This window comes from Pseudomonas sp. lyk4-TYG-107, assembly GCF_030209055.1.
Classification (GTDB): domain Bacteria; phylum Pseudomonadota; class Gammaproteobacteria; order Pseudomonadales; family Pseudomonadaceae; genus Aquipseudomonas; species Aquipseudomonas putida_A.
Window position 1 is genome coordinate 48320 of record NZ_JARVST010000021.1, and the last position, 26091, is coordinate 74410.

Genomic DNA, 26091 nt, shown 5'->3' on the forward strand with positions numbered 1-26091 from the left:
GATGGATTCCTTGTGGTGAGGGGATTTATCCCCGATGGGGCGCGAAGCGGCCCCTGCCTTCCAAAAACCACGGGGACTGCTGCGCAGTCCATCGGGGATAAATCCCCTCGCTACAATGCAAACCGGGCAAGCATTGCACGCCGATTAACAGCCCATTAACCCGCTATCTTTTTCCTGTCCAGACAAGCTGTTACTGTACGGCCCACAAAGCCCAAGCCGCCTGGATCGGATCTGACTTGAAGCGTCCCCTCCTCCTGCTCCTGATCAGCCTGGCCTTGAGCTCACCCGCAAGCGCGACGATTACCGAAAGTCACGGTTATGCGCAGTTCGGCACGCTCAAGTACCCGGCCAGATTTACCCACTTCGACTGGGTCAACCCGCAAGCGCCCAAGGGCGGTACGTTGCGGGTGATGGCGTTCGGCACCTTCGATACGGTCAATCCATACACGTTCAAGGGCACCAGCCCGGTCACCACACCGAATTTCCTGCAGTACGGCATCAACGAGCTGAACGAGCCGATGATGGTCGGCACCGGCCAGTATTCGCCGTCCGGTGACGAACCGGCGTCCAGTTATGGCTTAATCGCGCAATCGGTGGAGTACAGCGAAGATCGCAGCTGGGTGGTGTTCAATCTGCGCCCGGAAGCGCGCTTTCACGACGGCACCCAGATCACCGCCTACGACGTGGCGTTCTCCTACCGCACACTGCTCAAGGACGGCCACCCGCTGTACCGCACCGCCCTGCAGGAAGTCTCGCGGGTCGACATCCTCAACCCGCAGCGCATTCGTTTCGTGATGAAACGCTCGGGCAATCCGTTACTGATCCTGCGCCTCGGCGAGTTGCCGGTGCTGCCGCAGCATTACTGGAAGGATCGCGACTTCAAGGCCACCACCTTCGAGCCACCGCTGGGCAGCGGCCCGTACCGCATCACCTCAGTGACGCCGGGGCGGCAGCTGATTTTCGAGCGGGTCAAGGATTACTGGGGCAAGGACCTGCCAGTCAATCGCGGCAAGTACAACTTCGATCGCATGGAAGTCGAGTTCTACCGCGACAGCGACGTGGCCTTCGAAGCCTTCAAGGCCGGCGAATTCGACATCTACATCGAGCATCAGGCGAAGAACTGGGCCAACGGCTACAACTTTCCGGCCGTGCGCCGTGGCGAAGTGATCAAGTCGCAGATTCCGCACCAGATCCCGACGCAGAGCCAAGGCCTGTTCATGAACACCCGGCGTGTAACCTTCAGCGACGTCAAGGTGCGCGAAGCGCTGGGCCTGATGTTCGACTTCGAATGGACCAATCGTGCGCTGTTCAGCGATGCCTACCAGCGCACCACCAGCTACTACCCTAACAGCGAGTTTTCCGCGACGGGGCTGCCGGTCGGCCATGAATGGCTGATGCTCAAGCCGTACAAGGAGCAACTTCCGGCCAAGCTGTTCACCGAGCCGTTCACCCTGCCGCAAACCGATGGCCGTGGCATCCCGCGAGAGACCATGCGCAAGGCCCTGGCCCTGCTCGCCGAGGCCGGCTGGAAGCTCAACGGCCAGCGCCTGCAAAACACCGCAGGGCAGCCGCTGAGCTTCGAACTGTTGCTGGTCAATCCGAACCTTGAGCGGATCCTCCAGCCCTATATCGAGAACCTCAACAGCATCGGCATCGACGCGCGCCTGCGCACGGTGGATCGCGCTCAATACAAACAGCGCCTGGACCAGTTCGATTTCGACATGATCCTGATGACCCTCAACCAGACCCTCAGCCCGGGTCTGGAGCAATGGCAGTACTTCCATTCCAGTCAGGTCGGGGTCAAGGGCAGCAAGAATTACGCCGGCATTGCCAACCCGGTGGTCGATCACCTGCTCGAACAATTACTCGCCGCGCAAACCCGCGACGAACAGGTCGCCGCCGGCAAGGCGCTGGACCGCGTGCTGCTCTGGCAGCACTACAGCATTCCCAACTGGTACCTCAATTATCACCGACTGGCCTACCGCAACCGGTTGGCCTTCGTCACCACGCCGCCCTACACCCTGGGCCTGAGCGCGTGGTGGCTGAAATCTTCGGAGAACAATAAATGACGCCCATCCGCGCCCTGCTCGTGCAGGCCAGCGGTCTGCTGTTCGCCGGGCTGGCGATTGCCGCCCCGCAACATGCCGTGACCCTGTACAACGAGCCGCCGAAATACCCGGCGGACTTCAAGCGGTTCGATTACGTGAACCCCGACGCGCCCAAGGGCGGAATCTTCCGCCAGGCCGGGTTCGGCGGCTTCGACAGCCTCAACCCGTTCATCAGCAAAGGCGTGCCGGCCGATGATATCGGGCAGATCTACGACACCCTGACCAAGCACAGCCTCGACGAGCCGTTCACCGAGTACGGCCTGATCGCCGCGAAGATCGAGAAAGCCCCGGACAACAGCTGGGTACGTTTCTACCTGCGCCCGGAAGCGCGTTTTCACGATGGCCATCCGGTGCGCGCCGAAGACGTGGTGTTCAGCTTCCAGACCCTGACCAAGGACGGCTCGCCGCTGTTTCGCGGCTACTACAGCGATGTCGAAGAGGCCATCGCCGAAGACCCGCTCAAGGTGCTGTTCAAGTTCAAGCACACCAACAATCGCGAGTTGCCGCTGATCCTCGGTCAGCTCCCGGTGCTGCCGAAACACTGGTGGGCCAGTCGTGATTTTTCCAAGGGCAATCTGGAGATCCCGCTGGGCAGCGGCCCGTACAAGGTCGCCGAAGTGAAAGCCGGGCGCTCGGTGCGCTATGAACGGGTCAAGGACTACTGGGGCAAGGATCTGCCGGTCAATCGCGGGTTCTACAACTTCGACGTAATGACCACCGATTACTACCGCGACAACACCGTCGCCGTCGAAGCGCTGAAGGCCGGCCAGTTCGATTACTGGCTGGAAATGACCGCGAAGAACTGGGCCAACGCCTACAACATCCCGGCCGTGACCGAAGGTCGGCTGATCAAGGAACAGATCGCCAACAGCAACCCGACCGGCATGCAGGGCTTCGTTTTCAACTTGCGCCGTCCGGTGTTTCAGGATGTGCGGGTGCGTCAGGCGCTCGGCCTGCTGTTCGATTTCGAGTGGACCAACAAGCAGCTGTTCAACGGTGCCTACTTCCGCACCCGCAGCTATTTCGAGAACTCGGAAATGGCCGCCACCGGCCTGCCCGACGTCGAACAACGGGCGATCCTCGAACCGTTTCGCAGCAAGCTGCCGGCGCAGGTGTTCAGCGAAGCCTTCGAGAACCCGAAGACCGACGCCAGCGGCATGATCCGCACCCAGCAGCGCGAGGCCTATCAATTGCTGCAGGAGGCTGGCTGGAAGATCGTCGACGACAAAATGGTCGACGCCAACGGCAAACCGGTGGTCATCGAGTTCCTTCTGGCGCAGACCGAATTCGAACGCGTGCTGCTGCCGTTCAAACGCAATCTGGCCGACCTCGGCATCGATCTGGTGATCCGCCGTGTCGACGTTTCGCAATACATCAACCGCGTGCGCTCGCGGGACTTCGACATGATGGTCGGCAGCTTCCCGCAATCCAACTCGCCGGGTAACGAGCAGCGCGAATTCTGGATGAGCGCCGCCGCCGACAAACCGAGCAGCCGCAACACCATGGGCCTGAAGGATCCAATCGTCGATCAACTGGTGGAGAACCTGATCAACGCCGACTCGCGCAGCAGCCTGGTGGCTCACGCCCGGGCGCTGGATCGGGTGCTGCAATGGGGTTACTACGTGGTCCCCAACTGGCACATCAAGACCTGGCGCGTGGCGTACTGGAACCACATCGGTCACCCGAAAGTCTCGCCCAAATACGACATCGGGATTAACACCTGGTGGGTCAAGCCTGACGCGAAGCCCGCCATAGAAGTCGAAACCAAACTGCAAGCCGACCCTGTGGGCACGGAGTAATCAGATGCTGGCGTATATCTTTCGGCGACTGCTGCTGATCATCCCGACCCTGTTCGGCATTCTGCTGATCAATTTCGTGATCATCCAGGCCGCGCCCGGCGGCCCGGTGGAACAGATGATCGCCAAGCTCGAAGGCTTCGAAGGCGCCACCAGCCGCATCGCCGGTGGCGGTGCCGAGGTCTCGGTGGCCGGCTCCGCCTATCGCGGCGCGCAAGGTCTGGACCCGGCGCTGATCAAGGAAATTGAGCACATGTACGGGTTCGACAAGTCGGCCCCGGAACGTCTGTGGATCATGGTCAAGAACTACGCGAAGCTGGATTTCGGCGACAGCTTTTTCCGTGACGCCAAGGTCATCGACCTGATCAAGGAAAAGATGCCGGTGTCGATCTCCCTCGGGCTGTGGAGCACGCTGATCATGTACCTGGTGTCGATCCCGCTGGGGATCGCCAAGGCCACGCGGCACGGCAGCCACTTCGACGTGTGGACCAGTTCGGCGATCATCATCGGCTATGCGATTCCGGCGTTCCTGTTTGCGATTCTGCTGATCGTGGTGTTTGCCGGCGGCAGTTATCTGGACTGGTTCCCGCTACGCGGGCTGACCTCGAACAACTTCGATGAACTGAGCCTGGGCGGCAAGATCCTCGACTACTTCTGGCACCTGGCGCTGCCGGTGACCGCGCTGGTGATCGGCAACTTCGCGACCATGACCCTGCTGACCAAAAACAGCTTCCTCGACGAGATCAACAAGCAGTACGTGGTCACCGCCAAGGCCAAGGGCCTGACGCGCAATCGCGTGCTCTACGGCCATGTGTTCCGCAACGCCATGCTGCTGGTGATTGCCGGGTTTCCGTCGGCGTTCATCGGCATCTTCTTCACCGGCTCGTTGCTGGTGGAGGTGATCTTCTCTCTCGACGGTCTGGGTCTGATGAGTTTCGAAGCGGCGATCAACCGCGATTACCCGGTGGTGTTCGGCACTCTGTTCATCTTCACCCTGCTCGGCCTGGTGGTGAAACTGATCGGCGATCTCACCTACACCCTGGTCGATCCGCGCATCGACTTCGCCAGCCGGGAGCATTGAGATGAACCTGTCCCCTCTCAACCGCCGCCGGTTCGAACTGTTCAAGGCCAACAAGCGTGGCTGGTGGTCGCTGTGGCTGTTTCTGATCCTGTTCGGCCTGAGCCTCGGTGCCGAACTGATCGCCAACGACAAGCCGCTGGTGGTGCATTACGACAACCACTGGTACTTCCCGGCGATCAAGCGCTACCCGGAAACCACCTTCGGCGGCGAATTCCCGCTGGAAGCCAACTACAAGAGCCCGTACATCCGCGAACTGCTCAAGGCCAAGGATGCGTGGGTGTTGTGGGCGCCGATCCCCTACAGCTACCAGAGCATCAACTACGACCTGAAAGTCCCGGCCCCAGCCCCGCCGTCGGCGGACAACCTGCTCGGCACCGACGATCAGGGCCGCGATGTGCTCGCGCGGGTGATCTACGGCTTCCGCATTTCCGTACTGTTTGCCCTGACGCTGACCGTGCTCAGCTCGATCATCGGCGTGATCGCCGGCGCGCTGCAGGGTTTCTATGGCGGCTGGGTCGATCTGGCCGGGCAACGCTTTCTGGAGATCTGGTCGGGATTGCCGGTGCTGTACCTGCTGATCATCCTTGCCAGTTTCGTCCAGCCGAATTTCTGGTGGCTGCTGGGGATCATGCTGCTGTTTTCGTGGATGAGCCTGGTCGACGTGGTGCGCGCCGAGTTCCTGCGCGGCCGTAACCTTGAATACGTGCGCGCCGCGCGGGCACTGGGCATGCAGAACGGTGCGATCATGTTCCGCCACATCCTGCCCAACGCGATGGTCTCGACCATGACCTTCATGCCGTTCATTCTTACCGGCTCCATCGGCACCCTGACCGCGCTGGATTTCCTCGGTTTCGGTTTGCCGGCCGGCAGTCCGTCGCTGGGTGAACTGGTGGCCCAGGGCAAATCCAACTTGCAGGCACCATGGCTGGGCATGAGCGCGTTCGCGGTGCTGGCGCTGATGTTGAGTTTGCTGGTGTTTATCGGCGAGTCCGCTCGCGATGCCTTCGACCCGAGGAAGTGAAATGAATCAGGACAATCTGATCGAAGTGCGCGACCTCGCCGTCGAGTTCGGCTTCAACGAGCGGCTGCACCGGGTGGTCGAGGGCGTGAGCTTCGACATCAAACGCGGCGAAACCCTGGCCCTGGTCGGCGAGTCCGGCTCGGGCAAATCGGTGACGGCGCACTCGATCCTGCGCCTGCTGCCCTACCCGCTGGCCCGCCATCCGGCCGGCAGCATCAACTATGCCGGGCAGAATCTGCTGGGGCTGAGCGAAAAGACCATCCGGCATATTCGCGGCAACCGCATCGCGATGATCTTTCAGGAGCCGATGACCTCGCTCAACCCGCTGCACTCGATCGAGAAGCAGATCAACGAGATCCTCGGCATCCACAAGGGTCTGAGCGGCAAAGTCGCGACCAAGCGCACTTTGGAGCTGCTGGAGATGGTCGGCATTCCCGAGCCGCACAAACGCCTCAAGGCCCTGCCCCACGAATTGTCCGGCGGCCAGCGCCAGCGGGTGATGATCGCCATGGCGTTGGCCAACGAGCCGGAACTGCTGATCGCCGACGAGCCGACCACCGCACTGGACGTGACCGTTCAGCTGAAAATCCTCGATTTGCTCAAGGAACTTCAGGCCAGATTGGGCATGTCGCTGTTACTGATCAGTCACGATTTGAACCTGGTGCGAAGAATTGCGCATCGCGTATGTGTCATGCAGCGCGGTTGCATCGTCGAACAGGCATCGTGCGCAGAGCTGTTCCGTTCGCCGCAGCATCCGTACACTCGGGAATTGCTCGGCGCGGAGCCCAGCGGAGGCCCGGCGAGCAATAAAATCGGGGCGCCGCTGCTCGAAGTCGAGAACCTCAAAGTCTGGTTCCCGATCAAGAAAGGCCTGCTCAAGCGCACGGTGGATTACGTCAAGGCAGTGGACGGCATCAATTTCAGCCTGCCTCAGGGACAGACGCTGGGGATCGTGGGGGAAAGCGGTTCCGGCAAATCCACGCTGGGTCTGGCGATTTTGCGGCTGATCGGCAGCAAAGGCGCGATCCTCTTTGAGGGTAAGCAGCTAGACTGCCTGACGCAGAACGAGGTTCGCCCGTTGCGGCGGGAGATGCAGGTGGTGTTTCAGGATCCGTTCGGCAGCCTGAGTCCGCGGATGTGCGTCAGCGACATCGTTGGCGAAGGCCTGCGGATTCACAAGATGGGCACCGCCGCCGAGCAGGAAGCGGCGATTATTGCGGCATTGAAGGAGGTAGGTCTGGATCCGGAAACCCGGCACCGCTACCCTCACGAATTTTCCGGTGGGCAACGGCAACGTATCGCCATTGCCCGGGCTTTGGTGCTGAAACCGGCGCTGATCCTGCTGGACGAGCCGACTTCCGCGCTCGACCGCACGGTGCAGCGGCAAGTGGTGGAGCTGTTGCGTTCACTGCAAGCCAAGTACAACCTGACGTATTTGTTCATCAGCCATGACCTGGCTGTCGTCAAAGCGCTGAGCCACCAGTTGATGGTGGTCAAGCATGGCCAAGTGGTCGAACAGGGAGACGCGCAAGATATTTTTGCCGCCCCCAAACATCCGTATACACAGCAGTTGCTGGAAGCCGCTTTTTTGGCACCAGCCACTGCGCAATAACCTGAAAGAGGAGCAACACATGGGTTTTCTCGCCGGTAAGCGCGTACTGATCGTCGGTGTCGCCAGCAAGCTGTCCATCGCATCCGGCATCGCTGCCGCCATGCATCGCGAGGGCGCTGAGCTTGCCTTCACTTATCAGAACGACAAACTGAAAGGTCGTGTTGAGGAATTCGCTCAAGGCTGGGGTTCGAGCCCTGAGCTGTGCTTCCCGTGCGACGTGGCCAGCGATGAAGAAATCGCCAAGGTCTTCGAAGAACTGAGCAAGAAGTGGGACGGCCTGGACTGCATCGTGCACTCCGTCGGCTTCGCCCCGGGCGACCAACTGGACGGCGACTTCACCGAAGCCACCACCCGTGAAGGTTTCCGCATCGCTCACGACATCAGCGCCTACAGCTTCGTGGCTCTGGCCAAGGCTGGCCGCGAAATGATGAAAGGCCGCAACGGCAGCCTGCTGACCCTGTCGTACCTGGGCGCCGAGCGCACCATGCCGAACTACAACGTGATGGGCATGGCCAAGGCTTCGCTGGAAGCTGGCGTACGTTACCTGGCCGGCTCCCTGGGCCCGGACGGCACCCGCGTCAACTGCGTATCGGCTGGCCCGATCCGTACCCTGGCAGCCTCGGGCATCAAGAACTTCCGCAAGATGCTGGCCGCCAACGAAGCGCAAACCCCACTGCGCCGCAACGTCACCATCGAAGAAGTCGGCAACGCCGGCGCCTTCCTGTGCTCCGACCTGGCGTCGGGCATCAGCGGTGAAATCATGTACGTGGACGGCGGCTTCAACACCACCGCCATGGGCAACATCGAAGAGTAATCTTCGGTCTGCCGATAAAAAACCCGCCAATCGGCGGGTTTTTTTGTGCCTGCAATGTCTTCAACAACCCAAATCCCCCTGTAGGAGTGAGCTTGAATTTCGTGAACAGCGGATAAACCTGTGGGAGTGGGCTTGCTCACGAAGAGGCCGGCACATTCGACATGGATATCGCCTGAGCGGACACTTTCGCGAGCAAGCCCGCTCCCACACTGTTTTGCGATGCGCCTGAACTTTGTGGGCAGCGGATAAACCTGTGGGAGTGGGCTTGCTCACGAAGAGGCCGGCACATTCAACATGGATATCGCCTGACCGGACGCTTTCGCGAGCAAGCCCGCTCCCACAGGGTTCTGCGCTGCACCTGAATTTTGTGAGCACCCGATAAACCTGTGGGAGTGGGCTTGCTCACGAAGAGGCTGGCACATTCAACATGGATATCGCCTGGCCGGACGCTTTCGCGAGCAAGCCCGCTCCCACAGGGTTCTGCGGTGTGCCGGGATTTCGTGGGCAGCCGCTAAATCTGTGGGAGCTGGCTTGCCAGCGATGAGGCCTGAATCAGCGCCGTTTCAACGCCTGCTTGTGCGCATACATCGCCTCGTCGGCATCGGCCAGTAACCGATCCACCGTTTCATGGCGTTGCGGATCGTATTCGATCTGGCCGACGCTGAAGCGAATCTCGTAGCCGCGCTGCAACATCGCATTGCGCTCGTCGAGGATTTCCTTGAGCCGCGCCATGATCGCTGTGGTTTCGACGTGACTGGAGCCGGTCAGCAGCGCCACGAACTCGTCACCGCCCAATCGCCCGACCACGTCGCTCTCGCGAAAAGCGATGCGCAGCACATCGGCAAAGGTCTTCAGCGCACTGTCGCCCTCGGCATGGCCGTAACGATCGTTGATCTGCTTGAAGTCATTGAGATCGAAAAACAGCAGCGTCGCCGGTTTGTCCCGGTGTTTGCAGGCGTCCAGCGCATGCTGGGCCAGGGTCTTGAAGCCGCGGCGGTTGGACAGCAGCGTCAGCTCGTCCATGCTCGCCATCTGCACCGCCATCAACTCCTGCTCGGCCATGCCGGCGAGATCGCGCAACAGGGCACGCTCCTCGTCGTCGAGTTCACGCGGCTTGATGTCGATCAGGCACAACGTGCCCATTTTGTTGCCGTTGGGCACGGTCAGCGGGTAGCCCGCGTAGAAACGAATCTTCGGCTCGCCGGTGACCAGCGGATTGTCATGAAAGCGCTTGTCCTGCTTGGCATCAGGCACCAGCAGCAATTCGTCCTGAAGAATCGCGTGCCCACAGAACGATACATCACGCGGGGTTTCGTTGACGTCGAGGCCGACGCACGACTTGAACCATTGCCGATCCTTGTCCACCAGCGTCACCAGCGCAATCGGCACGTTGAACAGGCGTTTGGCCAGCCGCGTGAGCCGGTCAAAACGCTCCTCCGGCGCCGAATCAAGAACCTTCAAGCCGTGCAGCGCTTGAATTCGGGTGGCTTCATTGGCGGGTTTGATCGGGGCCAGCATCACGCACTCCATCAGGGTCAATGACCGTTAGAGTAGCTTGATTCGCCAGCGACTCACACACTCAACCGCCCGCCACCGGACATGGCCCGCCAGCATCGGCCCAAAGCTTGAACTGGGCCACAAAAATGTCATGCGGCACCGGCACCGGTGCGCGCCCTGCTCCGGGGTTCCAGCCCCACAACACCAGTTTGTCGTCGCTGACATGTTTGATCAGCGCGGCGAAATCACGGTCGCCGTTGCTCGAGCGGTCCTTGATCATCGCGCACAACTTGTCCGGCGGCAGGCCGATCCAGGCCATCTTGTGCGCCGCCGGCGGCAGACTCCAGTGCGGCGCCCCCGGTGGCGCATGCGGGCCATAACTGGCCGGTGGATTGCTCTCGGCGTGGCAGGTGGCGCAAGGCAAACCGGCGGCGCCCTTGCCGTCCATGCCGCGCACCACATTCATCGCGTGTGGTTTGCCCGCATCGAACTGCAGCGGCGAATCGCCGGGGATGTGGCAGTTCTGGCAGCGCGGGCTCTGGAACACCTTCTGCACCGTGCCGAACGCCTTGAGTGCCTCCTGATCGTCGGCGAACAGGTCCGAGGCGCAGCCGCCCAGCCCCAGCAACATCATCGTGCCCAACAGCAGATGTCGTTTCATCTCACACCCCCGACAGTTGCAGCGGCAGTTCACGCAAGCGCTGCCCGGTCAGCGCATACACGGCATTGGCCACCGCCGGCGCTGTGGGCGGAACACCGGCCTCGCCGATGCCACCGGGCTTGTCGCTGCTGGGCACGATATGCACTTCGACCAGCGGCATCTCGTTGAGCCGCAGCACCTGGTAATCGTGATAATTGGACTGCACCACCGCGCCGTCCTTGACCGTCAGCTTGCTGTGCAGCGCCATGCCCAGGCCAAAAGTGATGCACGATTCCATCTGCGCCGCGATGCTCTGCGGGTTGACCGCGATCCCGCAGTCCACCGCACACACCACGCGGTGCACGCGGATCGCCAGATTGTCCTGAGAGACCTCGGCCACCTGCGCCACATAACTGCCGAACGACTCGTGCACCGCCACACCCAACGCATGTCCGTCCGGCAATGGCGCTTTCCAGTTGGCCTTCTCCACCGCCAGATTCAGCACCCCGAGATGCCGCGCATGGTCCTTGAGCAAGGTACGTCGGTACTCCACCGGATCCTTGCCCGCCGCAGCGGCTAGTTCATCGATCAGCGACTCCATGACGAACGCGGTGTGGCTGTGCCCCACCGAACGCAGCCACAGCACATTGATTCCGGTCTGCGGCGAATGCAGCTCGACCTGTTGATGGGCCAGGCCCTTGATATACGGGCTGTCGGCCACACCTTCGACCGAAGTCGCGTCGATGCCGTTCTTGACCATGGTCTGTTCGAGCATGGTGCCGGCCATGATCGACTGGCCGACCAGCACATGCTGCCAGCTCAGCGGCATGCCCTGCCCGTCCAGGCCTATGCGTGCCTGATGCAGGAACATCGAGCGGTAATACCCGCCGCGAATGTCGTCCTCGCGCGACCACACGGTTTTCACCGGCAGCCCGGCGGCTTTCGCCACTTGCACCGCTTCGGCGACGAAGTCCGAGGTCGGATTGGCCCGCCGCCCGAATCCGCCGCCAAGAAATTCGGTGTGAATTTCCACCTGTTCCGGTTTGAGTCCGGTGATCTTGCCGGCGACCATCTGGTCGAGGGTCTGGAATTGCGTGCCGGTCCAGATCTCGCACTTTTCGGCGCTGATCTTCACTGTGCAGTTCAGCGGTTCCATCGGTGCGTGCGCCAGATACGGCACGCTGTATTCGACGTCGATTTTCTTCGCCGCCTTGTCGAAGTTGCCTTTCGGATCCCCAGCCTGGCTGGCGGAAGTGCCCGGTGTCGCTGCCAGTTTGCGGAAACTGTCGAGCAGGCCCTGGCTGCTCAGGTCAGCGTGCGGCCCGAGATCCCAATCGACCTTCAGCGCATCGCGACCAAGTTTCGCCGCCCAGTAATGATCGGCAATCACCGCCACACCGGTCGGCACCTGTACCACTTTGTGCACACCGGGCACCGCCAGTGCCTCGGCGCCCTCGAAGGATTTGACCGTGGCACCGAACACCGGCGCACGGGCGACCATCGCGGTCATCAAGCCCTCGAATTGCACGTCCATGCCGAACCTGGCGCGGCCGGTGATTTTCTCCGGGGTGTCGAGACGCTTGGTCGGTTTGCCGATGACTTTCCAGTCCTTGGCCTCCTTGAAGGTGATCGACTTTGGATCCGGCACTGGCAGTTGCCCGGCGGCGTCCGCCAGTTCGCCGTACGTCGCGCGTTTATCGCCGGCGATCACTACGCCGGACTCGGTGCGAATCGTCGACGCAGCGACGTTGAAGCGCTTGGCCGCCGCTTCCACCAGCATCTGCCGCGCCGTGGCCCCGGCGAGCCGGTAGCGGTCGAATTCCATCCAGGTCGAGGTCGAGCCGCCAGTAATCTGCATCCCGCCAAACGCGGGCATGCCGTAATTGGCCGCCGAGGCCGGCGAGTGCTCGACGCGGATCGTCGACCAGTCGGCGTCCAGTTCTTCGGCGATCAGCATGGTCAGGCCGGTCCAGATGCCCTGGCCCATTTCAGAATGCCCGAGCAACACCGTCACGCTGTTGTCGGCGGCAATGCGCAAAAACGCATTCGGCGCGAAGACCTTGCCTTCATTCTCCGCCGCCAGAGCAAAACGATGGGCACCGGGGACGACAAACGCCACCACCAGACCGCCACCCAGCACGGCACTGCCCTTGAGAAATCCGCGACGCGATACAGGACTGTTCATCGTCTATCTCCCAATCAGCCGATCTCGGCCGCACGTTTCACAGCCGCGCGGATTCGCGGATAGGTACCGCAGCGGCAAATATTGCCGGAGAGCGCCTGATCGATATCGCTGTCGGTGGGCTTGGGGATTTTCGCCAGCAGCGCGGCGGCAGACATGATCTGCCCCGACTGGCAGTAGCCGCACTGCACCACATCAAGTTCGGCCCAGGCCTGCTGCACCGGGTGCGAGCCATCGGTCGAAAGGCCTTCGATCGTGAGAATCTTCTGGCCGTGCGCCACGGCGGTGGCGGGCGTGATACAGGCGCGCAATGGCGCGCCATCGACGTGTACGGTGCAGGCGCCGCACTGGGCCATGCCACAGCCGAATTTGGTACCGGTCAGGTGCGCAACGTCACGCAGGACCCAGAGCAACGGCATGTCGGCCGGCACATCGAGCTCCTGATCCTTGCCATTGATATTCAAGGTAAGCATCGGGGGATTTCCTCAGACTCACGGTGTTCTGAAGGGGCGTCGCTACGGCCATCGAAGCCTGTGCGCGCCTCGGCTTATCCCTTTCAGCAAAGCCTAATTTGCGCGTGAAGCCAGACATGGCGACCACCGGTCATGCCCTATCGCAAAAATGTCGACTTTAATCTTCTGGCTGATAACGGCGCTTATCCGAACCCTCACGACCGGTCTGCGACAAGCGCGGTAACCCATCACCTTGGTCAGGAGTCGCGAACATGGGATTTGTCACCACCAAAGACGGCGTCGATATTTTCTACAAGGACTGGGGCCCGAAGGACGCCCCGGTGATCCACTTCCACCACGGCTGGCCGCTCAGCTCGGATGACTGGGATGCGCAGATGCTGTTCTTTCTGGCCCAGGGTTTTCGAGTGATCGCCCATGACCGCCGGGGGCACGGAAGGTCGAGTCAGGTCTGGGACGGCCATGACATGGACCATTACGCCGACGATGCGCTGGCGGTGGTTCAGCACCTGGGGGTGAAGAACGTGGTGCATGTCGGCCACTCCACCGGCGGCGGCGAGGTCATCCACTACATCGCCCGGCATGGTCAGGACAACGTCGCCAAAGGCGTATTGATCAGCGCGGTGCCACCGTTGATGGTCAAGACCGAAAGCAATCCGGGTGGTTTGCCGAAATCGGTGTTCGACGATTTTCAGGCGCAACTGGCGGCCAATCGCGCGCAGTTCTACCGCGATATCCCCAGCGGGCCGTTTTATGGCTATAACCGCCCCGGGGCCAAGCCGTCTGAGGGGATCATCGGCAACTGGTGGCGTCAGGGCATGATCGGCGGCGCCAAGGCGCATTACGACGGGATCGTTGCGTTCTCGCAGACCGACTTCACTGAAGACCTGAAGAAAGTCACCGTGCCGGTGCTGGTGATGCATGGCGAGGACGATCAGATCGTACCGTATGCGAACTCGGGGCCTTTGTCGGCGAAACTGCTGCCAAATGGCACGTTGAAGTCGTATCCGGGGTTTCCGCACGGGATGCCGACGACTGAGGCGGCGACGATCAATGCCGATCTGCTGGCGTTTATTCGCGGCTGACACACATCATTGTGGGAGCTGGCTTGCCAGCGATGGCGGTGGATCAGGCAACATCAATTGTGGATGTGCCGGCCTCATCGCTGGCAAGCCAGCTCCCACAGGTTTTCAGGTGGTTGCTGAATACTCGGTCACACCAGGAACCGTGTGGGAGCCAGCCTGCTGGCGAAGGCAATCGGTCAATCAATGATGGGGTTGGCTGACCCACCGCATTCGCGAGCAGGCTAGCTTCCACAGAGTGGGCTGGATGATTGGCTTGACCTGCGTACTATTCCTCGGTGCGCCCCGTCCCTTCGCGATCACGTTCGTAGTGGTGCACCAGTGGCAGCGCCGGCAACCATGACTCGCGCCGTACAGTCCACAGTTCATAAGTCGGCTTGAACTGGTTCGGCGCGTCCAGCGAGCCGACATTCACTTCAATTTCATCCCCCGAACGCGCCAGTACCGGCGAACCACAGCGCGGACAGAACACCCGCCCTTGATATTCGCCGGTCTTGCCACTGACGGTCAGCGCATTCTCGGGAAATATCGCCGAGGCATGAAACAACGCGCCGTGGTGTTTGCGGCAATCGAGACAGTGGCAGATCCCGACGCGGTAAGGTTCGCCTGATGCTTCGAAACGCACATCGCCGCACAGGCAGCCGCCAGTTAATGGGCTCATGGTGTCTATCCTCTGCCAGACTCTGTTCAGCCTTTGACCATAGCAGTCGTACAAGCCAACGCCCACATTCTGCCTTTGCCGGAGACCGCGCCATGCCCTCCCCTGAATCCATCTTGTTGCAAAGCTGGCACGCCAACGCTGATGCCTGGATCGACGCGATCCGCAGCGGTGCCATCGAAAGCCGTCAGCAGGTCACCGATCAGGCGATCCTGCTGGCGATCATGGGCCGCCAACCGGGACGCGTGCTGGATCTGGGTTGCGGCGAAGGCTGGTTGTTGCGGGCGCTGGCGGATCGCGGTATCGATGCGGCGGGCGTCGATGGCGATGCGACGTTGATCGAGGCTGCACGCGCGGCCGGTTCGGCCAAGGTACATGTGGCCAGTTATGCGGCATTGGTCGACGCCGAAATTGATATTGGCCGTGACTACGATTTGATCTGCGCCAACTTCTCGCTGCTGCATCAGGACATCATTCCATTGCTCGCCGCAATGCATGAGTTACTGGTTCCCGGCGGCGCCATGATCATTCAGACCCTGCATCCGTGGGCCGTGGCGGCCGGCGATTATCAGGATGGCTGGCGTGAAGAGTTCTTCGCCGGGTTCAAGGGCCAGTGGCAGCCGATGCCGTGGTATTTCCGCACGCTGTCGAGTTGGTGCAACGCGCTGGACATGGCCGGGTTTCACATTCTCGGTTTGCAGGAACCGCAGCACCCGCAAAGCACGGTGCCGCAGTCACTGTTGCTGATCGCCGAACGGCGCTCCTTGTAGGAGTGAGCCTGCTCGCGATGGCGTCGTCGCAGCTTGCATAGGCGTTGCCTGACCCTACGCCATCGCGAGCAGGCTCACTCCTACAGGGTTTGGCGGCAAGCGACGCACTTGTCGATCTACGGCACCGCCATTCGACCAAGGACTGACTACGCTGTAAATCCTGCGTGTCTAACCTGCCGAGGATGACTGCCATGCAACGCTTTCAAAAACTCACACCGTGCCTGTGGTTCGATGATCAGGCCGAAGCCGCCGCGAAGTTCTATTGCTCGATCTTCGATCATTCGAAAATCACCGGCCTGACCCACTACAGTAAGGTCGGCCAGGAATTTCACGGCAAGCCGGAAGGCGCGGTGATGACCGTCAGTTTCGAACTCGACGGCCAGACCTTCACCGGCCTCAACGGCGGGCCGATGTTCAAGTTCAGTGAGGCCATTTCGTTTCAGGTCAATTGCCAGAATCAGGAAGAAGTCGACCACTTCTGGGGCAACCTGTCGGCCGGTGGCCCGGTCGAGGCCCAGCAATGCGGCTGGCTCAAGGACCAGTTCGGCGTGTCGTGGCAGATCGTGCCGGTGGCGTTCATGCACATGATGCAGGACCCCGACACCAGCAAGTCGCAACGGGCGATGCAGGCCATGTTCAAGATGAAAAAACTCGACATCGCCGAACTGGAGCGGGCCTTTGCCGGCCAGAGCTAATACACTCCGGTTCTGGCCTGCCGGGAACCATAACGATGAAACACGCTGCCGCCAAAAACCCTGAAAAAGCCCCTCGCTTCTGGCGCGACGATGCCCTGCCCTTCATCGAAGCGCGGGCCATCGCCGATGGCCGTGAGGTCTGCTACTCGCGCCATTCCCACGCGCATTTTTCGATCGGTGCGATCACGGCGGGGCGCAGCATTTATGTGCATGAGCAATCGACGTTCGAAGTCGCCGCCGGCACCGTGGTGCTGATGAATCCCGGCGACGTGCATGCCTGCAACCCGCTCGATGATCAGCCGTGGTCGTACTTGATGCTGTATGTCGAGACGTCGTGGCTGACGGATCTGCAGCATCAACTGGGGTTCAGTGCCGAGCTTGAGTTTCGGCGGTTTTCCACTACTCATCTGGATGACCCGCGACTGTTTCGTGACCTGCAAGGGCTTTACGCCACACTCGTCGACGAGCAGCAGGACGTACTGCGCAAACACAGCGCAGCGGTGGAGTTTTTCAGCGATCTGCAACTACGCTTGAACCCGGCTGAACCACCGTTGCGCGAACCGAATTTCAAGCTCGAACGCGCCGCCGACTTCATCCGCGAACACTGCACGGACCTGCTCAGCCTGGAGGACATCTGCACGGCGGCGCAGTTGTCACCGTCGTATCTGATCCGTGCGTTCAAGCAGCATTACGGCATGACCCCGCATGCATTTGTGGTCAACCAGCGCATCCAGTTCGCCCGCGAACGTCTGCGCAGCGGCCAGTTGATTGCTGATGTCGCACTGGAGGCAGGGTTTGCCGATCAGGCGCATTTTCAGCGCGCATTCAAACAGCATCTGGCGGCAACCCCCGGCCAATATCGCGGCTGACCCTGGCGCCGGGCTCACGGCAACAGCAGATAACCCGCGCTCGCCGCCAGCAACAAGGCCATCAACCGGTTGAACAGGCGCATCCCCTTCGGATTGCCCAGATACCCACGCAGAAACGTCCCGGCATAGACCCAGCAACCGACCGACAGATAACAGATCACCAGATACACCGCGGCGAACTGCCAGACCAGCCGCGCCTCGCCATCGGCGACAAACGCGCCCATCCCTGCCACACAGGCCAGCCAGGCTTTCGGGTTGAGCCATTGCATCACCGCGCCGTACAACATCGACGGCGCCCGCCCCGCCTCGCCGGCATGCAACTGGCCGTCATCGGCAGCCAGTTTCCAGGCCATGAACAACAGAAACGCCACCCCGGCCAATTGCACCACCCGGGTCAGAAATGGCCACAGTTTCAGGACCTCATGCAGCCCCAGGCCCATCAGCACCAGCAACAGCACAAAACCCAGCGTCGCTCCTGCCACGTGCCGCTGACTGGCCCGAAAGCCGAACTGCGCACCGGAACTCAGCGCCACTATATTCACCGGCCCCGGGGTTATGGACGCCACCAGCGCAAACGCCGCCATCGACACAATCAGACTCATTACGCACCTGCTGCAGAGTGGGGAGAAAGAGACTCAGGCTAACTAAGGCACGGCCTGCTGTATTGAACAAAATTGCCCTCGTATCGACCGACACGAAACATACGTTGAAACCAATACTGCAAAACAAACCCTGGTTGCGCCGATATAGTCGCCACGCGAAAACAAATCTTCGCGGTACCCGTTTATTGACCCACCTATATAGCCATGGATGGACTGACACCCAATGACGACTTCAACCAATCTTTTTACCCCAGCACCTCTATCAAGTGAGCAACTTGAGCGACGTGATATTGCGCAGACAATGAGAGCCATGCTCGAAAAGTGGGAAAAGGCCAAGGCCAGCGACAACTATGCCTACCCCACCAACCGTGTTAATAACAAACAACTGTGCATATCGACTCTTGAGGGAAGTCTATTCAATCAAGCGCATTTTTCGGCACACATCGTCCTGCGCCAACTGGTACGTCAGCCACAATTCGTTGCAATCGTCGATACGTTAGAAATCAATGATGACAACTGGACACTGGTCAATAAAAAGGGCGAAATCTTTCAAGTCCATGAAATCGAAACAACTGTCGGGACGTTTATCGAGCGCATTGATATCACCCAGCAGATCAACGAGATTGATTCGTTGAAAGCCGACCTGCAACTGCTGGCCAGCAGTGCAGTCATGACAGGTGGCATCGTGTCTTCAAGCGACCGTCTGCCCTTGCTCAACTGGCTGCAGTTCCAGCAACTGAACCTGCCCGAGACCGCAGACCACTTGCAAAACCTGATTGCCTGGCTCGAACTGACGTTGCCGCTGCCACCGACACATGGCAACTACTGGGGGATATCGAACGAAACCGGCGCAACAGAGCTGTGCATCGACGAAGATCAGCAATCGGCTATCTACCAGGTCATCCATAAGTTGATGGACAAGGGCGAGCCGCGCGCGGAACCGCTGATCAATTATCTGGCGGGCGCACTGCTCAAGAAAGAGACGCCGACAGCCCTGCGTGAATACCCGCGTCGCGCCTGGGCACTGCTGATCGAGACCGAAGAAGCCAAAGCTTTCGCCCAGTCCTGCTTCGAAGCGTTGAACGAGCCGTCCATGGCCAATGCGACTGTGCTGAGCACAGAGCAGCGCAGTCGCCTGCTGGTCGCAGCGGTCATGCTGGATTTGTCGTTGGGTCGCGAAGACAAGAACCAGAACTTCATCGAGCAGAATATCTATAACCCAGGTTACGTGCAGGCTACCTCCCATGAGGTCAACCTGGCACTGGAACAGGCACTCGGGCGCCGACGTATAAAGGAGTATGCAGTTCCAATGACGCTGGAACTGATCCTCGCCGGACTTGCGCCCGAATTCCTGGTCAGAACACCCACGACGCTACAGATCGGCACGCCAGGCTGGGTAATTCTGCGCAAATCGGTAAGTCTGGCCGAGACCATCGCGCCTGGCCTGTCCAGTCAGATGTCCTATGACAAGCTGCTTGAATTGGGCGCGATCTTGCCCACTAGTGCCCAACAGCAGACCCTGCATGACTGGGCGAACCTGCAAGGCATCATGGACTGGTCGATGCTGAATGGCCTGGAACCGGAGAATGCCAATGACCTGCCAACCCAGGAACTGTTCAAGCAGGCAGCCAGCCAATACAACGCCCACCTCGAGGCGATCAACGCCGCACTGACAACGATCGCCACCCCACCGGTCAGCCGGCGCAAGCTGGCAAAAGCCGAGCTGTACGACGTAGGTTGCGATCCGATGATGCAAATAGCGTTGCCGGTCGAATACGGATACGAACGCCATTATCATTCCGTGCTTGATGTTTACATGACCCGCAACTTGCTGTTCAAAAAAGGCTATGACAGGCAATCCGGCACAAGTATCTACAAGGCGTATCCGGATCTGCTGACACTCGAACCAATCAACGACATTTACAAGGCAAAAGTAAAAGAATACTTCAAGCAATACAAAACAGCCATCAATACCACTGTGCGCCTGACACTTTCACGATTATCACTGGATGAACGGATGGCACTTGAATTTGGCAAGGTGGCCATATTCAGCGTTCGCGACTTCTCCATACAAACCCCGATAAACAGCAGCTTTGTGCCGTTTGATCCACGTAAAACAGCGCGCTTCGGCAACATGCTGTTTTGCAAGTATGGATTGCAGTTCTACTGTTTTGAAATATTCCCCCTGCAAGGCATTTGCCGCAATAATCCGGCTCTTGCTGAAGCCTACATCCGCGGCCAGACACTCGATGAGATCGGATGGTTTACCGAGGGACCGAACGGCGACAAAGACTTCAAGTCGCTGACGTATCTTCATGCGCGAATCGAGAAAACCGCTTACTTCGAAGGCCAGCCCCCCTTGAGCGAGGAGCTGCGAGACAGGCCGGGCATCATTCTCGAACGCTTTGCCGAATTCGATGAGCCTGACGACGCGCTCCCCTTCACGCGTAGCCCTATGCACAGTTTCAACTCGGAGCGTTTCGACAAGATCGGCGAAATCATTGCCGAACATAATCCCCCCACCCATTACGATCAGTTTTATGCAATCAGTTACGACAGACCCGCCCTGGAGAAGAAACATGATGACTGGGACAACGTCACCGAAACCATTCTCGACATCGTCATCCCGTTCCGCCAGTGCATCAGGGGCCTGTCCTCCAGTGACCCGGATCTTCGCAGCGGCGCCATATTCAGCTGTGTGATGGACCTGACCGCGATCCTCTTCGTCTTTGCCGGAGCGCTGGGGCCGTTCAGCAAGGCGCTGGGCAGCAGTACAAGACTGTTAAGCCTGAGCAAGGTCGGCGCAAGCGTAGCGCTGTCGGTGTTCAATCCGCTCGATGGCGTTCCGAAGCTGGTTTACGGTGGCGCCAGACTGGTCGGCAAAGGCGTGATGAAACTCAGCCATTTCGGCCATACCGTCATCCGGGCCGGAGCCGGACAACTCCGAGCGCTGAGCAGTACCAGCAGCGGCTCGTACGACCTGGTCAAGGCCCTGAGCAAGACCGGGGTTGCAGCGGAGATTCGCATGACGTTGCCGACGCTGGCGCATGCACGGGCATTGTTCAAGGATGATGCACTCGAAACAGTCGAACAGCTCGTCACACGCCTGAGCCAGGACGTTGTTTCCATACCCAAGGGCGGCAATGCGACAGAACTGCAGCATCTGTTCAACGCTGCAACGAGGGAAGCGACTCAGTCCTCAAAGGGATTCCAGCAACTGGAATCGTTAATCGGTCATGCCGCGGCGAACGACGTACTGATCAGCTTCACCAAAAGCAGAGGCCCCCGGTTCAACGGCACAAAGTTCACTACAAAAGCTGGTGACTATTCGGAAATACTTGGATCAATGGCCGAGCTTGAATCCAGGAAAGTCATCTATCTGAAGAATCATCAGCAAAGCGTCTTGAAGCTGGATCTGGGCAAGCCACCCTACAGCGACGTGATGCCCGAAACGGCGTTCAACCCGCAGGGTTTCACCGACAATGCGCAGAGAGCCGGAGCCTGGATGGTCAAGGGTTCGTCCTCCGACAACGAACTGGAGCACATTGTCGCGATCCTGCGCGAGTATACGAGCAACAATAAATCGCTCACCGATGCGAACGTGGTCAAAGAGATCCACGCTCGACTGGTGCCTCAACTGGCGGAGTCTGTGCGCGAGGTAGGACAGCCAACAAAATATGGTGGCAGCATCAGCGGTTATGCTTCGCTGGAACAACATCTGAAGACGCTCGATGCCGCCCATGAGCATGTCGACAAACACTTGCTGGCGGCCATCGCCGGTTTTCAAGGCTTCGGCGACGGCAATGGTCGTACCGCCAGCGCGGTGTATGCGATCAGCCAATTGCGCAACAATCGATTTGTACCGATGCCGAAACACGTGTTCATGTCGTTGAGCGATCTGGGCTAACCACCCAAAATCCGTGCCCCGTTTAAGGTGGCACGGATTTCTTCATTCCCCGGAGAGCATCGCCGGCACGGTAAACCGAAACTCCGTGCCCTCACCCGGCTCACTGCTGGCCTCGATGCGCCCGCCGTGGGCTTCAACAATCCCCTGCGTGATGTACAAGCCCAGTCCGGTTCCGGTCGGGTTGCCCTCCTTCACCGTCCAGTAGCGGTCAAACACCCGCGCCAGGTTTTCCTTGGGAATGCCTTCGCCGGTATCGCGCACGGTAAACACGATCTCTTTGCCGTCAGACTTGGCCAACACGCCCACCGAACCTTTGCGCGGGGTGAACTTGATCGCGTTGCCGATCAGGTTCGACAGCACCTGAAACAGGCGCTCCGGGTCGGCGTGGATTTTCAGGTCGGGATCGGCCTCGAACGAGATATTGATGTCCTTGTCCAGCGCCAGTGGCCCGAGCAGCGACTGGGTTTCCTCGAACATCTGCCCGACATCCAGGGTCTGCGGGGCGATGGTGTAGCGCCCGGCGTCGATCTTCGAGGTGTCGAGCAGATCTTCCAGTAGCGTGTTCATCCGCCCAGCTGCCTGCTGCATGGTGTCGATAGCCGTGGAGATGCGCCGCGAGGTGTGCGGGCCGTCGGAACTGAAGGTCTTCTGCATCATGCCGCAGAGCATGGAAATCACGGTCATCGGGTTGCGCAGGTCATGGGAAACCACCGCCACCAGTTCATCACGGGCGCGCACCGCCTCCTGCTCGCGGCGTACCTGTCGCGCCAGGTCGTTTTCCAGTGCCGAACGGCGCAAATCGTTGGCCGCGAACAGATCGCCATGACTCCATTTGGTGGAGATCCCGGCCATCTCGACTTTCCAGATTTCGAACGAAGTACGCGGACGCAGACGCAGGCCGGCGTCGGAGTTTTCCAGATCCAGCGGTTTGCGCGGGTCGCCGCTCCAGTTGATGTTTTCCTTGACCTCGGGACGGAACCACATCACCCCGTTGTCCACCGGTTTGGGCAGGCTCATGGCAAGCACGCCGCTGGCCACTTGCTGAAACTGCGCGGCTGGCGGATAAACGCTCGCCAGATGATGGCTGGCGAATACCGGCTCGCCGGTGTTCTGCAACCACTTGTGCAGGGCGCGAATGTCTTCCGGCTCCGGGCAGTTGCCATAACGGTGCAATTGCTTGTCTTCGATGATCGCAATGCCCCCGGCCCCGGCCAGCGCCATAAGCACTTGGGGTTGTTGCGCCAGACCGTCGAAGACGTTTTCCGGCGAGTCGATCATGGCCTGATTGAGCAGCGCCAACGCCTCGACTTTCTCCTCGCGCTGGCGGCTGATTTCCAGCGCTTCCATCGCGCTGATCTGCAGCGACAGCACCTGACCGATGGTCTGGCACGCGCTGCGCAGTTCATGCGGCACGTGCAGCGGCTGGCGGTTGCCGCAGCTGATCAGGCCCCAGAGTTTGTCGCCCTTGAGCAGCGAGATGCTCATCGACGACAGCACGCCCATGTTCTTCATGTACTGGCAATGAATCGGCGAGACGCTGCGCAGAGTGGCAAAACTCAGGTCCAGCGGGGTCTGGGTGTCCGGGCGCAACTTGGGCACCAGCGGCACCGGCTGGTAATCGGCATTCGGGATGATCCGCAGCCAGTTGGTGCGGTACAGCTCGCGCGCCTGCTCGGGGATGTCCGAGGCCGGGAAAAACAGGCCGTTAAACACTTCCATTGACGGGTCGGACGCCTCGGCGATCACCTGACCGTGGCCCTCCTCCTCGAAGCGGTAGATCAGCACCCGATCGTAACCGGTCATGGCCTGGATTTCCTTGACGCTGATGTCGTACAGCGCCTGCAGCGAAGTGGCCGCTTGCAGTCGCTGGAGCATGCGCCCCAGATGGGTCTGGTTGCCGGCGACGTTGCGCGGCTGGAAGTTCTCGACGTGGATTTCCAGTTCCAGAATCAACACGCCTTGATGACGGTGCAGCAGACCTTCGAACGCGGTGCCGTTGAGGCGAAAGTGCAGCGGTCCGGCATCGGCAAATACCGGTTGTTGCAACGCCTCGCGCACGGCCGCCGCGTGCGTCTCACCCAGCAATTCGTGCAGTGGCTGGCCGATCAGTTCTTGCGCCGGGCGTGCCAGCAGGGTCTCGACGTTGGCGCTGATCTGAATGATGTCCAGCGCCGGCTCGCTCAGAGTCAGCAACAGGCCGTGGGGCTGGATTGCCCCGGGAAAGCGGATCGGTTCGTCGGCACAGTTGGCCAGCAGTTCTTCAAAGGCTTCTTGGTCTTGCGGGTTCATGCCAGTACCTCCCGGCTTTCGAGCCAGCGCTCGAAACAGCTGAATGTGGTTTGGGCTGCCGCAACCACGGCTTCACGTTCGCCCGCATCCAGCGATCGACTGCCCAGGTAATCAATGAAATCGCGCCAGCGGCGGCCTGTGGCAGCGCCGTAAACGTCGAGGAATGCCGCACCGTTGTCGGCGTTCAGGCTCAACCGCGAGGCGATTTCGCGACGCAGGATCTGCCCGCCGAGGGTTGCCCCTTCCAGCACGTACATCACCCCCAGGCAGGCAGCGCTGGAGTCGATCACGGGCAACGACTGACACACTGGCAAGCGGGCGATGGCCTCGGCCGTCAGGCCCAGCGCCTGCAGATCGTTGAGCAGGGTTCGCGCCTTGAGACGTGGCGCAAGATCGAAATCGACCGGCATCACGCCGCTGTCGAGCAATGCGCTTTCCAGCGGTCGATAAAAGCCGTAGTAGGCCTGCATCAGCCGTACAAAAGCGTTGGAATCGAGGGTATCGGAGAAAAAAGGAAGACGTTTTTCCAGTGCGATGTGCAGTTCGGCAGTGCCGGCTCGCAGATCTTGCAGCACCGGTGGCACATAAACTTCACGGGCCTTTGCTTGCATGTAGATCGCTCTTGGTGGGGCCGCTTCGGGGCCGGCAGGGTGTTTGCAGCTTTGGAAGGATATTACACGGCAAACGCCTTTTTCTGACTTGGCGCACAGATTTTTCTGACGAAACCATCGCCTTCAGACCTTTCAGAGTTCTGGAGAATCAGAAAAGTTCGACTCGATCAAAGAGGCTGCCAAGGCTGTACCGCGACAGCACCGCATGACTGTACGGGTCAACGCGCCCGCAGCCTGTGATAAAAAAGCGTCATCGCTTCCGGAGCCCAAGCCCATGGATCTCGCCACGCTTTCGCTGTTTCTCCCGGCCTGTTTTGCTTTGAACATGGCCCCCGGCCCGAACAACCTGCTGTCGGTGAGCAATGCCACCCGCTACGGCTATCGTCGGGCCTGCGCCGCCGGTATCGGGCGAATCGTTGCATTCGCCGCAATGATTGCCCTCGCCGGCGCGGGATTGTCGGTGGTGCTGCAGACCTCGGAATGGCTGTTCCATGCGATCAAGATCATTGGCGCGGCGTACCTGCTGTACCTGGCCTGGCAACTCTGGCGCGCCAACCCCGAGGCCGAGCAGCAGGTCGCCGGAGCGTCGGTGGGGTTCTGGCGGCTGGCGCGTCAGGAGTTTCTGGTGGCGGCGGGCAACCCGAAAGCGATCCTGTTGTTCACCGCGTTTCTGCCGCAATTCGTTGATCCGAGCCGCCCGGTGCCGGCGCAATTCGCGGTGCTCGGCGCGCTGTTTCTGCTGCTGGAATGGATTGCCATCGGCGCCTATGCGTGGATGGGCCTGCACATGCGCCGCTGGTTCGCCGAGCCGCGCGGCAAACGGATCTTCAACCGTTGCTGCGCGGGGCTGCTGTCGGCGGCGGCTTCGGTGTTGTTGCTGGCGAAACGGGCTTAAGTTTCGGACGGCCCTTTGAGCTCGACCTGATTGCCGTCCGGGTCGAAGCAATACAGCGACAGGCCGTAGCCCTCAGCGCCGAAACGTCGGGCGGCTTTTTCAACGCTCAGGCCGCAGGACTGCAGGTGGCTGAGGAGCGCCGGCTCATCGAACGGCTCGATGCGCAGGCAGAAGTGATCGACGTTGCGCCGCTCGGTACCGGCCGCCCCGCCACCCTTTTTGCCGAGTTCGCCTTGCAAGTCGACGAGGTCGATCATCGAGGTGCCGGCGCGCAGGTGCACCAGACCCAATGGTTCGTTGTGCCTGACCACCTCGGCGCCGAAGACCTGGCGGTAGAAATCGATACTGCGTTGCAGATCGGCGACACGCAGGACGATGTGATCGATGTGTTGAATGATGAACGGTGGCATGGTTGGCTCCAGCGAATCGGCGATCCGCTGATTGTGGTGCAGAATCGAAAAAATTCACTGTCGATTTTTCGGTGGAGCCATC

At 60.3% G+C, this 26091-nt stretch carries 21 protein-coding genes; 12 read left to right on the top strand and 9 right to left on the bottom strand.

Annotated elements, in window-relative coordinates; translation table 11 throughout:
- The first annotated feature begins 236 nt into the window (after positions 1-236).
- The 6 genes from QRN61_RS18675 to fabI are packed head-to-tail and all read left to right on the top strand — an operon-like array spanning position 237 to position 8432.
- The gene (locus QRN61_RS18675; RefSeq protein WP_285374493.1) at positions 237-2069 is read left to right on the top strand and encodes an extracellular solute-binding protein; all 1833 of its coding nucleotides are present in this window, start codon (positions 237-239) and stop codon (positions 2067-2069) included.
- Positions 2066-3907, top strand: a complete 1842-nt coding sequence (locus tag QRN61_RS18680; protein WP_285374494.1) for an extracellular solute-binding protein — start codon at positions 2066-2068, stop codon at positions 3905-3907. The genes QRN61_RS18675 and QRN61_RS18680 overlap by 4 nt, the downstream gene beginning before the upstream one ends.
- A gap of 4 nt (positions 3908-3911) precedes the next feature.
- Positions 3912-4985 (top strand): microcin C ABC transporter permease YejB, encoded by a 1074-nt coding sequence (locus QRN61_RS18685; protein ID WP_003224148.1) that lies wholly within the window; start codon positions 3912-3914, stop codon positions 4983-4985.
- Position 4986: 1 nt separating this feature from the next.
- Positions 4987-6006, top strand: a complete 1020-nt coding sequence (locus tag QRN61_RS18690) for an ABC transporter permease (RefSeq protein WP_285374495.1) — start codon at positions 4987-4989, stop codon at positions 6004-6006.
- Between the two features lies 1 nt (position 6007).
- Positions 6008-7618 carry an ABC transporter ATP-binding protein gene (locus QRN61_RS18695; protein WP_285374497.1) on the top strand — a complete coding sequence of 537 codons (1611 nt, stop codon included), beginning with the start codon at positions 6008-6010 and terminating at the stop codon, positions 7616-7618.
- A gap of 19 nt (positions 7619-7637) precedes the next feature.
- Entirely contained in the window at positions 7638-8432 is a 795-nt protein-coding gene (fabI, locus tag QRN61_RS18700) for an enoyl-ACP reductase FabI (protein WP_003202751.1), read from the top strand.
- A gap of 552 nt (positions 8433-8984) precedes the next feature.
- Here the strand turns inward: fabI and QRN61_RS18705 are convergent.
- From QRN61_RS18705 to QRN61_RS18720, 4 genes are all read right to left on the bottom strand, one after another.
- Positions 8985-9950 carry a sensor domain-containing diguanylate cyclase gene (locus QRN61_RS18705; protein WP_285374499.1) on the bottom strand — a complete coding sequence of 322 codons (966 nt, stop codon included), beginning with the start codon at positions 9948-9950 and terminating at the stop codon, positions 8985-8987.
- A gap of 61 nt (positions 9951-10011) precedes the next feature.
- Positions 10012-10590, bottom strand: coding sequence for a hypothetical protein (locus tag QRN61_RS18710; RefSeq protein WP_285374501.1), 579 nt, complete (start codon positions 10588-10590; stop codon positions 10012-10014).
- Position 10591: 1 nt separating this feature from the next.
- Positions 10592-12754, bottom strand: coding sequence for a xanthine dehydrogenase family protein molybdopterin-binding subunit (locus QRN61_RS18715; protein WP_285374502.1), 2163 nt, complete (start codon positions 12752-12754; stop codon positions 10592-10594).
- Positions 12755-12768: 14 nt separating this feature from the next.
- A complete protein-coding gene (locus tag QRN61_RS18720; protein WP_007965305.1) occupies positions 12769-13224 on the bottom strand; it encodes a (2Fe-2S)-binding protein in 456 nt (151 codons plus the stop codon).
- 251 nt (positions 13225-13475) lie between these two features.
- Between QRN61_RS18720 and QRN61_RS18725 the strand changes: the two genes are divergently transcribed.
- Positions 13476-14306 carry an alpha/beta fold hydrolase gene (locus QRN61_RS18725; RefSeq protein WP_285374503.1) on the top strand — a complete coding sequence of 277 codons (831 nt, stop codon included), beginning with the start codon at positions 13476-13478 and terminating at the stop codon, positions 14304-14306.
- 265 nt (positions 14307-14571) lie between these two features.
- Here the strand turns inward: QRN61_RS18725 and QRN61_RS18730 are convergent, their stop codons facing one another.
- A complete protein-coding gene (locus QRN61_RS18730) occupies positions 14572-14964 on the bottom strand; it encodes a GFA family protein (protein WP_285374505.1) in 393 nt (130 codons plus the stop codon).
- Positions 14965-15056: 92 nt separating this feature from the next.
- Between QRN61_RS18730 and QRN61_RS18735 the strand changes: the two genes are divergently transcribed.
- The 3 genes from QRN61_RS18735 to QRN61_RS18745 all read left to right on the top strand — a co-directional run bounded on the left by QRN61_RS18735 (position 15057) and on the right by QRN61_RS18745 (position 17295).
- Positions 15057-15731, top strand: a complete 675-nt coding sequence (locus QRN61_RS18735; protein ID WP_285374507.1) for a class I SAM-dependent methyltransferase — start codon at positions 15057-15059, stop codon at positions 15729-15731.
- A 191-nt stretch (positions 15732-15922) separates the two neighbouring features.
- Positions 15923-16426 carry a VOC family protein gene (locus QRN61_RS18740; RefSeq protein WP_007965300.1) on the top strand — a complete coding sequence of 168 codons (504 nt, stop codon included), beginning with the start codon at positions 15923-15925 and terminating at the stop codon, positions 16424-16426.
- Between the two features lie 35 nt (positions 16427-16461).
- Complete coding sequence (locus QRN61_RS18745) at positions 16462-17295, top strand: AraC family transcriptional regulator (RefSeq protein WP_097087938.1); 834 nt, start codon at positions 16462-16464, stop codon at positions 17293-17295.
- Between the two features lie 14 nt (positions 17296-17309).
- Here the strand turns inward: QRN61_RS18745 and QRN61_RS18750 are convergent, their stop codons facing one another.
- Positions 17310-17897: a LysE family translocator gene (locus QRN61_RS18750; RefSeq protein ID WP_095139638.1), complete on the bottom strand. Its 588-nt coding sequence runs from the start codon at positions 17895-17897 to the stop codon at positions 17310-17312.
- A gap of 223 nt (positions 17898-18120) precedes the next feature.
- Between QRN61_RS18750 and QRN61_RS18755 the strand changes: the two genes are divergently transcribed.
- Positions 18121-21804: a hypothetical protein gene (locus QRN61_RS18755; RefSeq protein ID WP_285374511.1), complete on the top strand. Its 3684-nt coding sequence runs from the start codon at positions 18121-18123 to the stop codon at positions 21802-21804.
- Positions 21805-21846: 42 nt separating this feature from the next.
- Here the strand turns inward: QRN61_RS18755 and QRN61_RS18760 are convergent, their stop codons facing one another.
- On the bottom strand, positions 21847-24093 hold the full coding sequence (locus QRN61_RS18760; protein ID WP_285374513.1) for an ATP-binding protein: 2247 nt from the start codon (positions 24091-24093) through the stop codon (positions 21847-21849).
- The gene (locus tag QRN61_RS18765; RefSeq protein WP_285374515.1) at positions 24090-24704 is read right to left on the bottom strand and encodes a biliverdin-producing heme oxygenase; all 615 of its coding nucleotides are present in this window, start codon (positions 24702-24704) and stop codon (positions 24090-24092) included. The genes QRN61_RS18760 and QRN61_RS18765 overlap by 4 nt, the downstream gene beginning before the upstream one ends.
- 274 nt (positions 24705-24978) lie before the next feature.
- Here QRN61_RS18765 and QRN61_RS18770 point away from each other — a divergent pair, with 274 nt between their 5' ends.
- A complete protein-coding gene (locus QRN61_RS18770; protein ID WP_097087945.1) occupies positions 24979-25599 on the top strand; it encodes a LysE family translocator in 621 nt (206 codons plus the stop codon).
- Here QRN61_RS18770 and QRN61_RS18775 read toward each other — a convergent pair.
- On the bottom strand, positions 25596-26009 hold the full coding sequence (locus QRN61_RS18775; protein ID WP_096795943.1) for a VOC family protein: 414 nt from the start codon (positions 26007-26009) through the stop codon (positions 25596-25598). The two genes, QRN61_RS18770 and QRN61_RS18775, sit on opposite strands and share 4 nt — an antisense overlap.
- Positions 26010-26091: the final 82 nt, after the last annotated feature.